Origin of the sequence: Pantoea sp. Fr-CA_6 (assembly GCF_024520895.1) — a bacterium.
GTDB lineage: Bacteria > Pseudomonadota > Gammaproteobacteria > Enterobacterales > Enterobacteriaceae > Pantoea > Pantoea agglomerans.
This window is the reverse complement of the sequence record NZ_JALNPO010000013.1, coordinates 12,726-27,773: the sequence shown is the minus strand read 5'-3', so window position 1 is coordinate 27,773 and position 15,048 is coordinate 12,726. Positions and strand designations below refer to the sequence as shown.

General features: G+C 55.6%; 11 protein-coding genes. 6 read left to right on the top strand and 5 right to left on the bottom strand.

Going from position 1 to position 15,048, the window contains the following annotated elements; translation table 11 throughout:
• Positions 1-2: 2 nt before the first annotated feature.
• The 5 genes from spoT to NR201_RS18915 all read left to right on the top strand — a co-directional run bounded on the left by spoT (position 3) and on the right by NR201_RS18915 (position 8,163).
• Positions 3-2,111 (top strand): bifunctional GTP diphosphokinase/guanosine-3',5'-bis pyrophosphate 3'-pyrophosphohydrolase, encoded by a 2,109-nt coding sequence (spoT, locus tag NR201_RS18935; RefSeq protein ID WP_010258411.1) that lies wholly within the window; start codon positions 3-5, stop codon positions 2,109-2,111.
• Between the two features lie 2 nt (positions 2,112-2,113).
• The gene (gene trmH / locus NR201_RS18930; protein WP_010258414.1) at positions 2,114-2,812 is read left to right on the top strand and encodes a tRNA (guanosine(18)-2'-O)-methyltransferase TrmH; all 699 of its coding nucleotides are present in this window, start codon (positions 2,114-2,116) and stop codon (positions 2,810-2,812) included.
• Positions 2,809-4,887 (top strand): ATP-dependent DNA helicase RecG, encoded by a 2,079-nt coding sequence (gene recG, locus NR201_RS18925; RefSeq protein WP_010258417.1) that lies wholly within the window; start codon positions 2,809-2,811, stop codon positions 4,885-4,887. Before trmH ends, recG begins: the two co-directional genes overlap by 4 nt.
• 104 nt (positions 4,888-4,991) lie before the next feature.
• The gene (locus NR201_RS18920; RefSeq protein ID WP_033786501.1) at positions 4,992-6,365 is read left to right on the top strand and encodes an NCS2 family protein; all 1,374 of its coding nucleotides are present in this window, start codon (positions 4,992-4,994) and stop codon (positions 6,363-6,365) included.
• Positions 6,366-6,483: 118 nt separating this feature from the next.
• On the top strand, positions 6,484-8,163 hold the full coding sequence (locus tag NR201_RS18915) for an AsmA family protein (protein ID WP_256850070.1): 1,680 nt from the start codon (positions 6,484-6,486) through the stop codon (positions 8,161-8,163).
• A 34-nt stretch (positions 8,164-8,197) separates the two neighbouring features.
• On the opposite strand, the gene fabY is transcribed toward NR201_RS18915, so the two are convergent.
• The 5 genes from fabY to typA form a co-directional block, all read right to left on the bottom strand.
• Complete coding sequence (fabY, locus tag NR201_RS18910; RefSeq protein WP_010258423.1) at positions 8,198-9,145, bottom strand: fatty acid biosynthesis protein FabY; 948 nt, start codon at positions 9,143-9,145, stop codon at positions 8,198-8,200.
• 56 nt (positions 9,146-9,201) lie between these two features.
• Positions 9,202-9,639 (bottom strand): D-aminoacyl-tRNA deacylase, encoded by a 438-nt coding sequence (gene dtd, locus NR201_RS18905; protein ID WP_010258426.1) that lies wholly within the window; start codon positions 9,637-9,639, stop codon positions 9,202-9,204.
• Entirely contained in the window at positions 9,636-10,505 is an 870-nt protein-coding gene (locus tag NR201_RS18900; RefSeq protein WP_256850069.1) for a virulence factor BrkB family protein, read from the bottom strand. Before NR201_RS18900 ends, dtd begins: the two co-directional genes overlap by 4 nt.
• A gap of 3 nt (positions 10,506-10,508) precedes the next feature.
• Positions 10,509-11,105: a glucose-1-phosphatase gene (yihX, locus tag NR201_RS18895; protein WP_010258428.1), complete on the bottom strand. Its 597-nt coding sequence runs from the start codon at positions 11,103-11,105 to the stop codon at positions 10,509-10,511.
• A 209-nt stretch (positions 11,106-11,314) separates the two neighbouring features.
• Positions 11,315-13,138: a ribosome-dependent GTPase TypA gene (typA, locus tag NR201_RS18890; RefSeq protein WP_010258429.1), complete on the bottom strand. Its 1,824-nt coding sequence runs from the start codon at positions 13,136-13,138 to the stop codon at positions 11,315-11,317.
• Positions 13,139-13,576: 438 nt separating this feature from the next.
• Here typA and glnA point away from each other — a divergent pair, with 438 nt between their 5' ends.
• On the top strand, positions 13,577-14,986 hold the full coding sequence (gene glnA / locus NR201_RS18885) for a glutamate--ammonia ligase (RefSeq protein WP_010258434.1): 1,410 nt from the start codon (positions 13,577-13,579) through the stop codon (positions 14,984-14,986).
• Positions 14,987-15,048: the final 62 nt, after the last annotated feature.

Genomic DNA, 15,048 nt, shown 5'->3' with positions numbered 1-15,048 from the left:
CCTTGTATCTGTTTGAAAGCCTCAATCAACTGATTGAAAAATACTTGCCAGAGGAGCAGATCAAGCGCCTCCAGCAAGCCTACCTTGTCGCACGTGATGCCCACGAGGGACAGACACGCTCCAGCGGTGAGCCTTATATCACCCATCCGGTTGCCGTGGCCTGTATTCTGGCGGAAATGAAGCTCGACCATGAAACTCTCATGGCCGCGCTGCTGCATGACGTGATCGAAGATACGCCTGCCACTTACCAGGACATGGAACAACTGTTCGGTAAAAGCGTGGCGGAACTGGTCGAAGGCGTTTCCAAGCTGGATAAGCTGAAATTCCGCGACAAGAAAGAAGCGCAGGCAGAGAACTTCCGCAAGATGATTATGGCGATGGTGCAGGATATCCGCGTCATTCTCATCAAGCTGGCTGACCGCACCCACAATATGCGCACTCTCGGCGCATTACGCCCGGACAAACGTCGCCGCATCGCGCTGGAAACGTTAGAGATTTACAGTCCGCTGGCGCACCGCCTGGGTATTCATCATCTTAAAACAGAGCTGGAAGAGCTCGGTTTTGAGGCCCTCTATCCGAACCGTTATCGGGTCATTAAAGAGGTGGTGAAAGCCGCGCGCGGTAATCGTAAAGAGATGATCCAGAAGATTCTTTCTGAGATCGACGGCCGTTTGCAGGAAGCGGGCATTCCCTGCCGCGTCAGCGGGCGTGAAAAGCATCTTTACTCGATTTACCGCAAAATGACGCTGAAAGAGCAGCGTTTTCACTCGATCATGGATATCTATGCCTTTCGCGTCATCGTGAAAGATCTGGATACCTGCTATCGCGTTCTGGGCCAGATGCACAGTTTGTATAAACCGCGTCCGGGCCGCGTCAAAGATTACATCGCCATCCCCAAAGCGAACGGCTATCAATCGCTCCATACCTCAATGATTGGTCCGCACGGCGTGCCGGTCGAAGTACAGATTCGCACCGAGGATATGGATCAGATGGCGGAAATGGGGGTCGCTGCGCACTGGGCTTATAAACAGGCGGGCGAAAGTGGCACCACCGCACAGATTCGCGCTCAGCGCTGGCTGCAAAGCCTGCTGGAGCTGCAACAGAGTGCGGGCAGTTCGTTTGAATTTATTGAAAGCGTGAAGTCCGATCTCTTTCCCGATGAGATCTACGTCTTTACACCTGAAGGCCGCATTGTTGAGCTGCCAACCGGTGCGACACCGGTGGATTTCGCTTATGCGGTCCACACCGATATCGGCCATGCCTGTGTTGGCGCACGCGTTGACCGCCAGCCTTATCCGCTGTCGCAAACCCTGACCAGCGGTCAGACGATTGAGATCATCACCGCGCCAGGCGCCCGTCCTAACGCCGCCTGGCTCAACTTTGTCGTCAGCTCCAAAGCCCGCGCAAAAATTCGTCAGCTGCTGAAAAACCTCAAGCGCGAAGACTCCGTCAATCTGGGTCGCCGCCTGCTCAGCCATGCGCTGGGCGGCAGCCGTAAACTGGCTGAGATCCCGCCGGAGAATATCAGGCAGGAGCTGGATCGTATGAAGCTGACCTCGCTTGACGATCTGCTGGCAGAAATCGGTCTGGGCAATGCGATGAGCGTGGTGGTGGCGAAGAACCTGTTGCAGGCTGACAGCAACGCCATCAGCAGCAACAGCAAGCGCGGTAAACTGCCGATCAAAGGTGCAGATGGCGTGTTGATTACCTTCGCCAAATGCTGCCGTCCGATTCCCGGTGACCCGATTGTTGCCCATGTCAGTCCCGGCAAAGGGCTGGTGGTGCATCATGAATCCTGTCGGAATATTCGCGGCTACCAGAAAGAGCCTGAAAAATTCATGCCGGTCGAGTGGGATAAAGTCACCGAGCAGGAGTTCGTGGCGGAAATCAAAGTCGACATGTTTAACCATCAGGGCGCACTGGCTAACCTGACGGCGGCAATCAACACGGCCGGTTCCAATATTCAGAGCCTGAATACCGAAGAGCGTGATGGCCGCGTTTACAGCGCCTTTATCCGCCTGACCGCACGTGATCGCGTCCATCTGGCGAATATCATGCGTAAAATTCGCGTGATGCCGGATGTGATCAAAGTCCATCGTAACCGTAATTAGGCATGAACGATCAACGATTTGCCCGGATTCAGGCGATGCTGGCACTGCGCCAGCACGATCTCACGGTCTGTATGGAGCAGGTGCATAAACCGCACAATGTTTCCGCAGTGATCCGCACGGCGGACGCCGTCGGCATCCACGAAGTGCATGCCGTCTGGCCGAGCCAGCGGATGCGCACTCAGGCTTCCGCATCTGCCGGAAGCAACAGTTGGGTTAAAGTGGTCACCCATCCCACCATCGGCGATGCTGTAAAAAAGCTCAAACAACAGAAGATGCAGGTTTTAGCGACCCATCTCTCTGCCGATGCCGTGGATTTCCGTGAGATCGATTATACCCTTCCGACCTGCATCCTGATGGGCCAGGAAAAAACCGGCATCACCGAAGAAGCGCTGGCGCTGGCCGATCGGCAGATTGTGATTCCGATGGTGGGTATGGTGCAGTCGCTGAATGTCTCGGTCGCCTGCGCGCTGATCCTGTATGAAGCACAGCGGCAGCGGCAGAACGCGGGTCTGTACCTGCGCGACTACAGCCTGCTGGACGAAGATGAACAGCAACGCCTGTTGTTCGAAGGCGGATTCCCGGTACTGGCGCGGGTCGCAAAACAGAAAGGTTTACCCTATCCGCGCATCAATGCGCAGGGCGAAGTCGACGCCGATCCCAGCTGGTGGGCAACCATGCAATCGACCGGTAAAAGAAGATGAAAGGCCGTCTGCTGGATGCCATCCCGCTCAGTACCCTGACCGGCGTCGGTGCCAGCCAGGCGGCAAAGCTGGCCAAAATTGACCTGCATACCATTCAGGATCTCCTGCTTCATCTCCCGCTACGCTACGAAGATCGTACCCAACTTTATGCCATTGATGATCTGCTGCCCGGTATCTGGGCCACAGTAGAAGGCGAAGTGCTGCACACAGATATCACCTTTGGTCGCCGCCGGATGATGGTGTGCCAGATTAGCGATGGCAGCGGCGTACTGACGATGCGCTTCTTTAATTTCAATGCCGGGATGAAGAACAACCTGTCGCCGGGCCGGCGCGTCACCGCGTATGGTGAAATTAAACGCGGTCAGCGTGGCGCTGAGATTATCCATCCCGAATACCGGATCCAGGGCGAACAGAGCAATGTGACGCTGGAAGAGACCTTAACGCCGGTTTATCCCACCACCGAAGGTATTCGGCAGGCCACGCTGCGTAATCTCACCGATCAGGCACTGACGCTGCTGGAGAGCTGCCCGATTGCCGAACTGCTGCCGCAGGAACTGAGCGGCGGTTTAATCAGCCTGCCAGATGCGCTCCGCACGCTGCATCGTCCACCACCCGATCTAAAACTCAGCGAGCTGGAGAGTGGTCGTCATCCGGCACAACGCAGATTGATTCTGGAAGAGCTGCTGGCACACAACCTCAGCATGCTGGCGGTACGCGCCGGTGCTCAGCGCTATTACGCTTTACCTATGCTTCCCCGGCACAACCTTAGCGACCAGCTGCTGGCAGCGCTGCCCTTTTCACCGACCAATGCGCAGAAACGCGTGGTGGCGGAGATAGAGAAAGATCTGGCAAATGACTTTCCGATGATGCGGCTGGTGCAGGGTGACGTCGGCTCGGGTAAGACACTGGTCGCCGCCCTCTCTGCGCTGAACGTTATCGCACATGGTAAGCAGGTTGCCCTGATGGCGCCGACCGAACTGCTGGCTGAACAGCACGCCAGTAACTTCCGCCAGTGGTTTGCGCCGCTGGGCATTGAAGTGGGCTGGCTGGCCGGAAAACAGAAAGGCAAAGCCCGCCAGGCACAGCAGGAAGCGATAGCCAGCGGTCAGGTGGCGATGGTGGTGGGCACACATGCCCTGTTTCAGGAGCAGGTGCAGTTCAACGGTCTGGCACTGGTCATTATTGATGAGCAGCACCGGTTCGGCGTCCACCAGCGACTGGCGCTGTGGGAGAAAGGTGAGGAGCAGGGCTTCCACCCGCATCAGCTGATCATGACCGCCACACCGATTCCGCGCACCCTGGCGATGACCGCTTATGCCGATCTCGATACCTCAACCATCGATGAGCTGCCGCCGGGACGTACACCGGTGACCACCGTGGCTATCCCCGATACCCGACGCGATGAGATTGTGGCGCGGGTTGAGCATGCCTGCCGCGAAGGGCGTCAGGCCTACTGGGTCTGCACCCTGATTGAAGAGTCAGAATTGCTGGAAGCACAGGCGGCAGAAGCCAGCTGGGAATCCCTGAAAACGGCGCTGCCCGACTTAAACATCGGGCTGGTGCATGGCCGCATGAAACCCGCAGAAAAACAGGCGGTGATGCAGGCGTTTAAAGCGAATGAACTGCAGCTGCTGGTGGCGACGACCGTGATTGAGGTTGGTGTGGACGTGCCGAATGCCAGCCTGATGATCATCGAAAACCCGGAGCGGTTAGGGCTGGCACAGCTGCATCAGCTGCGGGGCCGTGTGGGCCGTGGTGCCGTGGCATCACACTGTGTACTGCTCTACAAAGCGCCGCTGAGCAAGACGGCGCAGAAGCGTTTACAGGTGCTACGCGACAGCAATGACGGCTTCGTCATTGCCCAGTTCGATCTGGAGATTCGCGGGCCGGGTGAACTGCTGGGCACGCGTCAGACCGGCAATGCCGAATTTAAAGTGGCCGACCTGCTGCGCGATGCGGCGATGGTGCCTGAAGTTCAGCGTGTGGCGCGCCACATCCACCAGCACTATCCCGAACAGGCCAGCGCATTGATTGAACGCTGGCTGCCAGAGAACACCCGTTATACCAACGTCTGAATGATCCCCATCTGATTCGGCTTTTTTATCCCTGCCGGGCAAACGATTGCTTTTAGCCTGCGGATGATTACAATCGCCACATTATTTTTTGGGAAGAACAGAAGATGTCCACTAATCCGCAGCCAGAACAGCCTTCCGCCACGCAAAGCGAACTGATTTATCGTCTTGAAGATCGTCCTCCCCTGCCACAAACGCTGTTTGCCGCCGGTCAGCATCTGCTGGCGATGTTTGTCGCGGTCATTACCCCCGCGATTCTGATTTGTCAGGCGTTAGGGCTGCCCGCAGAGGATACCCGGCACGTGATCAGCATGTCGCTGTTTGCATCGGGTGTGGCATCACTGCTGCAAATCAAAACATGGGGACCGGTGGGTTCGGGCCTGCTGTCGATTCAGGGCACCAGCTTCAACTTCGTTACGCCCTTGATTATGGGCGGCATGGCGCTAAAAAATGGCGGCGCTGACGTGCCCACCATGATGGCGGCGCTGTTTGGTACGCTGATGATCGCCTCCTGTACCGAAATGGTGCTGTCACGCGTATTGCACCTGGCGCGCCGGATCATTACGCCGCTGGTGTCCGGTATCGTGGTGATGATTATCGGCCTGTCGCTGATTCAGGTGGGGCTGACCTCCATTGGCGGCGGTTTCAGCGCGATTAACGATCATACTTTTGGTGCGCCGAAAAATCTGATGCTGGCAGGGGCTGTGCTGCTGGTGATCGTGCTACTTAACCGGCAGAAGAACCCCTACCTGCGCGTTGCCTCCCTGGTCATTGCCATGGCGGTAGGCTATCTGCTGGCCTGGGCGATGGGCATGCTGCCTGCCGCCGGCATCCCCACCGATCAGCCGCTAATCGTGGTGCCGACCCCGCTTTATTACGGGCTGGGCTTCGACTGGAATCTGCTCATCCCGCTGATGCTGGTGTTTATGGTGACCTCTCTGGAGACCATCGGCGATATCACCGCCACCTCGGATGTGTCAGAGCAGCCGGTCAGCGGACCCCTCTATATGAAACGCCTGAAAGGCGGCGTGCTGGCGAATGGCCTCAACTCCTTTGTCTCCGCGCTGTTTAATACTTTCCCGAACTCCTGCTTCGGTCAGAACAATGGCGTGATCCAGTTGACCGGTGTTGCCAGCCGCTACGTCGGCTTTGTTGTCGCGCTGATGCTGATTGTGCTGGGGCTGTTCCCGGCGGTCAGCGGACTGGTGCAGATGATCCCTGAACCGGTACTCGGCGGCGCCACCATTGTGATGTTCGGCACCATCGCCGCTTCGGGTGTCCGCATTGTGTCACGCGAGCCGCTTAACCGCCGCGCCATCATGATTATTGCGCTGTCGCTGGCGGTGGGCCTGGGCGTTTCCCAGCAGCCGCTGATCCTGCAGTTTGCGCCTGACTGGCTGAAAACCCTGCTCTCTTCCGGTATAGCGGCGGGCGGTATTACCGCTATCGTACTCAACCTGATTTTTCCGCCAGAGAAGTAAGGCCAGAGGCAGGCTTCGGCCTGCCTGCTAATTATTCGGATTTACATCCAGGCTGTTGAGCTGTAACGGTAATTCAGGCATAACAACCTCTCACCGGATTTAACTCGGGAAGGATGCTATGAAATTTATTGGAAAGTTTTTCCTCACCTTACTTTTGCTGCTGCTTTTCACCCTGGTCGTGATCTATGTTCTGTTGCAGACACAGTGGGGTGCAGGCTGGTTTAGCCGTTGGGTGAGTGACAAAACCGAATGGCATCTCTCCCTGAGTAAAATTGAACACAATTTCTCCTCTCCCTCTCATATCATTCTGGATGACTTCAGCTTTGGTCACGATGGACAGCCTGCAGTTCTGGTGGCGAAACGGGTCGATCTCGGTCTGGCACTGATTCAGTTCAGCGATCCGCTGCATTTCAGCAGCCTTGAGCTGCGAGATGGAGAAGTGAATCTGGCCAATCTGGCGCCAGGCAGCGCGCTACCGATTCAGGCCGATCGCCTGCAACTCAACAATATGCGTATCGACAGCCCCAACAGCGCGTTACCGCTGTTTGCTCAGCAGGTTAATGGCGGCATTCTGCCGTGGAAACCCACTGCCCTTGATATGCTGGGCCGCGATGCCCGCTTCCAGATGAGCGCAGGCAGCATGACGCTGAATAATGTGCCGGGTGAAAACGTACTGATCCAGGGCAGTGTCTCCCAGGGTCGGATGCGCTTTGACAATATTGGTGCCGACCTGGCGCGTGGCTCTATGACCGGCAACGGTGAGCGCGATGCCCAGGGCAACTGGAAAATTAATCAGCTGCGACTGAACGACATCCGTCTGCAGACCACCAGCAGCCTGAAAGATTTCCTGCATAGCCTGCAGGTTGTCCCCTCGATCGCTATTACGCGGCTCGACATGACCGATGCCCGCCTGCAGGGGCCTGACTGGGCGGTAACGGATCTGGATCTGACGCTGAGAAACGTTAACTGGCAGGGTGATGACTGGCAGAGTAACGATGGTTCGCTGGCGCTGAATGCCAGCAATTTTATCAACGGTGGATTCGAACTAAATGACCCCATCGTTAACCTGGACTTCTCACCGCAGGGCGTGGCGCTGACGCAGTTCAGTTCACGCTGGGCGAATGGGGTGATTCGGGCTGACGGTGACTGGTCGCGTAGCGATAAGCGCCTGACACTGAAAAACCTGGCGGTGGCGGGACTGGAATACACTCTGCCGCAGGACTGGCGCGATCGCTGGCAGGCGAGACTGCCCGCGTGGCTGGATAGCGTAGAGGTGACGCGCTTCACCTCTAACCGAAACCTGATTATCGACATCAATCCGGCTTTTCCCTTCCAGCTGACCTCACTGGATGGATCCGGTGAAAACCTGCTGCTGGCGCAGCAGCATCAGTGGGGGATCTGGTCGGGTAAACTCAGCCTGAACGCGGCAGAATCAACCTTTAATCGCACCGACCTGCGTCATCCGTCGATTGCGCTGAGCGCTGACCAGCAGCAGATTCAGGTTACGGAGCTGAGTGCGTTCAGTAATAAGGGTCTGCTCGAAGGGACGGCCACCGTAGGCCAGCAGCCAGCCCGTCCGCTGACGCTGCAACTGACAGGTCGTGCTGTACCGGTGAATGTGTTGCAGAACTGGGGATGGCCCGCGTTGCCGTTAACCGGTGACAGTAATATGCAGCTGCAGCTGAACGGTGCATTAACCGCAAATCAGCCGCTGCGCCCGACGGTTAATGGCAGTTTGTCGGTGACAACCGACAGTCAGCAACTGCAGCAGACCATGCAGGCTGGCGAGGTACGTTAATAACAGATCAGGGCCGCTGAAGCGGCCCTGATGATTAGTTGATACGCGCGCCGGAACCCCCCTCTTCCAGCGGCCCGTCAGGATCGGCGGGCAGGACGATATAGACCCCTTCAAACACAGCGCCACACTCATCATTGCCAAACAGCTCAACTTCGAGCTGCACACGCGCTTTACGTCCGCGCGCCAGGCGGTCGAGATCGCCGCTTAATGAGCCCAGATCGGCAATCGCGCCAGGCCGTCCGCTGATGGGGTGGCTGTAGCGAATGTGCGCATCCGCCAGAATAATGGTGCCACCCAGATGACGCTCGCGCAGCAGCAACCAGATCAACCCCCAGCCGGTCAGCGTTGCCAGCGAAAACAGGCTGCCAGCGAACAGCGTCTGGTGTGGATTCTGGTTGCCCGCTTCAGGCATGGTGGTGATAAATTTTTGCCCGGTAAACTGCAGAATACGGACGCCCATCTTTTCGCTGAGCGGGATATGATCATACCAGGCCTGTTGCAGCTGACCGCACCAGTCGGCGCGATGCAGGATATCGTCAAGCGTGACGACCGGTTTGATCATCAGAAAGTGACGTACCGGCGTCGTCTGCGGCGCGGTAATCTCGCCCTGATTGATGTAGCCGAGTTTAGCGAAGAAAGCGACAGCATCTTCGCGGGCGCTGCAGGTTACCCGCTTAGCCCCTTCCTGACGCGCCACGGATTCCAGCGTCATCGCCACCAGAGTACCCAGTCCCTTGCCCTGAACCGAAGGATGAACGGCCATGAAGCGGATAGCGGCCTCGTTGTCGGCATTAATATAGAGACGGCCGATGGCGACCGGATTTCCCTGCTCATCAACCACCATCTGATGATGCGCCAGCGCATCCCAGGCGTCACGTTCCGACCCCTGCGGCTGACGCAGAGGTTTACGCAACATCTCCCAGCGGAACTGATAATAGATATCCAGCTCTTCCGCCGTCTGTGGCACGCGAAGGTGATACATGTAATGTTTCTCCCGCTCGGATGTGTGGCCAGTTCCCTGCCGCTCAGCTGACGCTCTCACACCTGTAACCAGAACGTCACAGGACCATCATTCACCAGCGAGACCTGCATATCCGCAGCAAAACGGCCATTAGCCGTGGTGATGCCCTGCTTGCGACAGCAGTCGCTGAAATATTCATACAGCCGCTCGGCTTCAGCGGGCTCGGCGCCACCCGAAAAGGAGGGACGCATCCCTTTTTGGGTATCTGCGGCCAGCGTAAACTGTGACACCACCAGCAAGCTTCCGCCCGCCTGGCGAACACTCAGGTTCATTTTGCCCTGCTCATCACTAAAGATGCGATAGCCCAATACGCGTTCTGCGAGACGTTCCGCACGCGCGTTGTCATCGTCCTTTTCCACGCCCAGCAAAACCAGTAAACCGGCATCGATTTCACCGACCACTTCCTGATTGACGCTGACGCTGGCGCGCTGTACGCGTTGAATCAATGCAATCATGTTTCCTCGCGTTGCTCCTCTTTGTGTTGCTGCTTTAACTGCCGATAGTCGGCTAACGCAACGGTGATTTCAGCGCCTAACAACACAATACACCAGGTCCAGTAGACCCAGAGAAACAGAATGGGGATCACGGCCAGTACGCCGTAGATCAGCTGATAAGAGGGGAACATAGTAACATAGAGCGCAAAGCCCTTTTTGCCCAGCTCAAACAGCGCACCGGCAACCAGCGCGCCAATCAGCGCATCGCGCGGCGGCACTCGCTGGGTAGGAACGATGCTGTAGAGCAACCAGAAGGCGAGCCACGACAGCAGGAGCGGGAAAATACGCAGCATCTGATCGACCAGGCTGGTGACGCCTGTCGCGTTAATCCAGCGCAGCGACAGCAGATAAGAGCTGATTGCCAGACTGGCTCCGGCCAGTAACGGGCCTAGTGTCAGGATCATCCAGTAGACCGCAAAGGAATAGACCATCGGCCGCTTCTTGTTGCTGCGCCAGATGGTGTTTAACGCGGTATCGACGGAATGCATCAGCAGTAAGGCGGTAACGATCAGGCCGACCGCTCCGACCGCCGTCATCCGGTTTACGTTAGCCACAAACTGCTCAAGATAGCGTTGCAGCGTGTTACCTGCAGCCGGCATCAGATTGGTAAAGACAAAGTGCTTTAACTGCACGCTGATATCTGAAAAGACCGGAAACGCCGCAAACAGGGCAAACACCACCGCAATCAGCGGCACCAGCGCCAGCAATGAGACATAAGCCAGATTACCGGCCTGGGTCGTCATGCCATCCTCATCAATGCGTTTCCACAACAGTTTGAGCCACAACCAGAACGCATGCAGCCCGAGACGAAATTTACGTGACATCATGAATTACTGTTGACCTGCAAACCAGTTGGGTACCGTTTTACTGTCAGTAACCAGTACACTTTCAATACCCAGGGCGCGGGCCGCCTCAATATTCTGTGGATTATCGTCAAAAAATACCGCCTGATCGGCAGCCACACCTTCTGCGTCCAGCACATGCTGATAAATCCGGGCTTCCGGTTTACGCATGCCCAGCTCCTGGGAGAGATAGAGCTTGTCGGCTGCCTGCTGCACGTCCGGATACTGTGTTGGCCAGAATTCGCAATGCAGTTTGTTGGTGTTAGAGAGGATCACCACCCGATGGCCCTCCAGCCGCAGCCGGTTCATCAGCGCCAGGATTTCCGGACGCACGTCAACGAATACCGCCTGCCAGCCAGCGGCAAACTGTTCATAGCTCAGCGCGATTTCCAGCTTTTCACACAGCGCCAGCGCGAAATCTTCATCGCTGATCTCGCCACGTTCGTGTTGTTCAAACGCCTCATCCATCTGGAAATGGCTTTGCAGCGAGGCCAGCGGCACACGACTAAGGTCACTCCAGACACCCAGCACGCGGTTAAAGTCGATATCGATAATCACATTGCCCAAATCAAAGATATACAGCATGGTGTGTCTCCTTCTGTTCCCTGGAGTATTCACTCTAGCGGCAAAAGGGCAGGCTGAACAGGCACTCGCGGAGAGAAAAGCGTAAACGGCAGCGGGCAGGTAAAAAGCGCGACATATCCCACAAATAATCGCTGGCCCGGCTGAAGAGGCAGGAATTTCAGGCAAAAAAAAGCCCCGCAGGCGGGGCTCTTTATCAGTTAAAGGCGCAATTATGCGTCTTTAGGACCACGTGATGCACGTTTACGGTCATTTTCAGTCAGGTGACGTTTACGGATACGCACTGACTGTGGTGTAACTTCTACCAGTTCGTCATCATCGATGAACTCGATCGCCTGCTCAAGGGTCATCTTGATTGGCGGAACCAGCGTCGTGGCTTCATCAGTACCTGAAGCACGCATGTTGGTCAGTTTCTTACCGGTCAGGCAGTTAACTGTCAGGTCGTTAGAACGGCTGTGAATACCGATGATCTGGCCTTCATAGACTTCTGCACCGTGACCCAGGAACAGCTTACCGCGGTCCTGCAGGCTGAACAGTGCAAACGCAACTGCTTTACCCTGACCGTTGGAGATCAGTACGCCGTTCTGACGCTGGCCCACTTCGCCCGCACGAATGTCATCGTAGTGGCTGAAGGTAGAGTAGAGCAGACCGGTACCGGAAGTCATGGTCATGAATTCGTTACGGAAGCCGATCAGGCCACGGCTTGGGATCACGTAGTCGAGACGTACGCGGCCTTTGCCATCCGGATCCATGTTTTTCAGATCGCCCTTACGCTCACCCATGGCTTGCATGACTGAACCCTGGTTGTTCTCTTCGATATCCAGCGTAACGTTCTCGAATGGCTCCTGTTTACGGCCATCGATTTCGCGGAAGATAACTTTCGGACGGGATACCGCCAGTTCGAAACCTTCACGACGCATGTTTTCGATCAGAACTGACAGGTGAAGCTCACCACGACCTGATACGCGGAACGCGTCAGCATCTTCAGTTTCTTCAACGCGCAGTGCCACGTTGTGAACCAGTTCTTTGTTCAGACGCTCAAGGATCTGACGTGACGTCACGTACTTACCTTCTTTACCGCAGAACGGTGAGGTGTTGACGTTAAAGAACATGGTAACTGTTGGCTCATCAACGCTTAGTGCTGGCAGCGCCTGCACGTTCTGTGGATCACAGATGGTGTCAGAGATGTTCAGCTCGCCCAGACCGGTGATAGCAATGATATCGCCCGCTTCTGCCAGGTCGCTGTCGATACGCTCAAGACCCAGGTGAGTCAGGACTTTACCGACTTTACCGTTACGGGTTTTGCCTTCGCTATCGATGATAGTGACTTGCTGGTTAGGCTTAACTTTACCGCGCTTGATACGGCCGATGCCGATCACGCCCAGGTAGTTGTTGTAGTCCAGCTGAGAGATTTGCATCTGCAGTGGGGCGTCAGCCTCAACCTGCGGAGGTGCAACGTGGTCGACGATCGCCTGATACAGCGGGGTCATATCGTCAGCCATGTCGGTGTGCTCAAGACCTGCAATACCATTCAGCGCAGAGGCGAAAATGATAGGGAAGTCGAGCTGCTCATCAGTAGCATCCAGGTTAACGAACAGGTCAAATACCTGATCAACAACCCAATCCGGACGCGCACCAGGGCGGTCTACTTTGTTGATAACCACAATCGGCTTCAGACCATGCGCGAACGCTTTTTTGGTCACGAAGCGGGTTTGCGGCATAGGGCCATCCATCGCATCTACAACCAGCAGCACCGAGTCCACCATGGACATGACGCGCTCAACTTCACCACCGAAGTCGGCGTGTCCCGGGGTATCAACGATGTTGATACGGTAGTCATTCCACTTAATGGCGGTGTTTTTTGCGAGGATGGTAATCCCACGCTCTTTCTCCAAATCATTGGAGTCCATCACGCGCTCTGTTGCTTCGGTACGGGCATCAAAAGTACCGGATTGTTGCAGCAGTTTGTCAACCAGGGTGGTCTTTCCATGGTCAACGTGCGCGATGATGGCGATGTTACGCAAATTTTCGATCACAGCTTTGCCTCAGGCATTAGAAATAGCGCGTTATTGTACACTGATTAAGCGGAAGACTGAACACGATCACACTTTTCACTGAAAGTTTATTGCATGGAGGCCAATTTGCCCTGTTACCGGTGCAGAAAATGCACTAAGTTGGTCTGATGCACCAAAATAGTGCCGCCAGACGACCGTTAAGCACCACACTGGTGCAATAAAACGATCGTGGTGCAGCCGCTTTATGACAAAAAGGTGCACCACAAGGCGATTTAAGCAACATCAAAAAAGTTGGCACAGAATTCGCTTTATCTAAATCAAGCGTAAACGCCAGACAGATGTCGGTTGAAGAGCGTGCCGGAAGAGGTTGGTCAGGGAGTTGTTTTCCCGCAACGTATTCCGGAAACGACGTTTCCTCGCCATGTAGATAATGAAAGACCATTTCCAGGAGAGTTGAGTATGTCCGCTGAACACGTTCTCTCGATGATGAACGAGCATGAAGTTAAGTTTGTTGACCTGCGTTTTACCGATACCAAAGGTAAAGAACAGCACGTTACGATCCCTGCTCACCAGGTTAACGCTGACTTCTTCGAAGAAGGCAAAATGTTCGATGGTTCGTCTATTGGCGGCTGGAAAGGCATTAACGAATCAGACATGGTGCTGATGCCTGACGCCACCACGGCGGTCATGGATCCTTTCTTCGAAGATTCTACGCTGATCATCCGTTGTGACATCCTCGAGCCAGGCACCATGCAGGGCTACGACCGCGATCCACGCTCTATCGCTAAGCGCGCTGAAGATTTCCTGCGCTCTTCCGGCATCGCTGATACCGTACTGTTTGGACCAGAACCAGAATTCTTCCTGTTCGATGACATCCGTTTCGGCTCATCGACGTCCGGTTCACACGTTGCTATCGACGATATCGAAGCGGCATGGAACACCGGTAAAGAGTACGAAGGCGGTAACAAAGGTCACCGTCCAGGTCTGAAAGGCGGCTACTTCCCGGTTCCACCGGTTGACTCATCACAGGACATCCGTTCTGCCATGTGTCTGACTATGGAGCAGATGGGCCTGGTTGTTGAAGCGCATCACCACGAAGTGGCGACCGCGGGTCAGAACGAAGTGGCAACCCGCTTCAATACCATGACCAAAAAAGCGGACGAAATTCAGATCTACAAATATGTGGTTCATAACGTTGCGCACGCTTACGGCAAAACCGCGACCTTTATGCCGAAGCCTATGTTTGGCGACAACGGTTCAGGCATGCACTGCCATATGTCACTCTCCAAAGGTGGCCAGAACCTGTTTGCCGGCGATAAGTACGGCGGCCTGTCTGAAATGGCACTGTTCTACATCGGCGGTATCATCAAGCACGCTAAAGCGATCAACGCCCTGGCGAACCCGACCACCAACTCTTACAAGCGTCTGGTCCCGGGTTACGAAGCACCGGTTATGCTGGCTTACTCTGCCCGTAACCGTTCAGCCTCAATCCGTATCCCGGTTGTTGCCAGCCCGAAAGCGCGTCGTATCGAAGCGCGCTTCCCGGATCCAGCGGCTAACCCATACCTGGCGTTCACCGCACTGCTGATGGCTGGCCTGGATGGCATCATCAACAAAATCCATCCTGGCGATGCGATGGACAAAAACCTGTATGACCTGCCACCGGAAGAAGAAGCTGAGATTCCAAAAGTTGCAGGCTCTCTGGAAGAAGCGCTGAATGCACTGAACGAAGACCGCGAGTTCCTGACCCGCGGCGGAGTATTCACTGACGAATCGATCGATGCTTACATCGAACTGCGTAAAGCAGAGATGGATCGCGTTCGCATGACGCCACACCCGGTTGAGTTCGAGCTCTACTACAGCGTTTAACTGGTCAGACGTTTTTTGTTGCCGTGGAAACTTTTAGCCCATCTTCGGATGGGCTTTTTTCT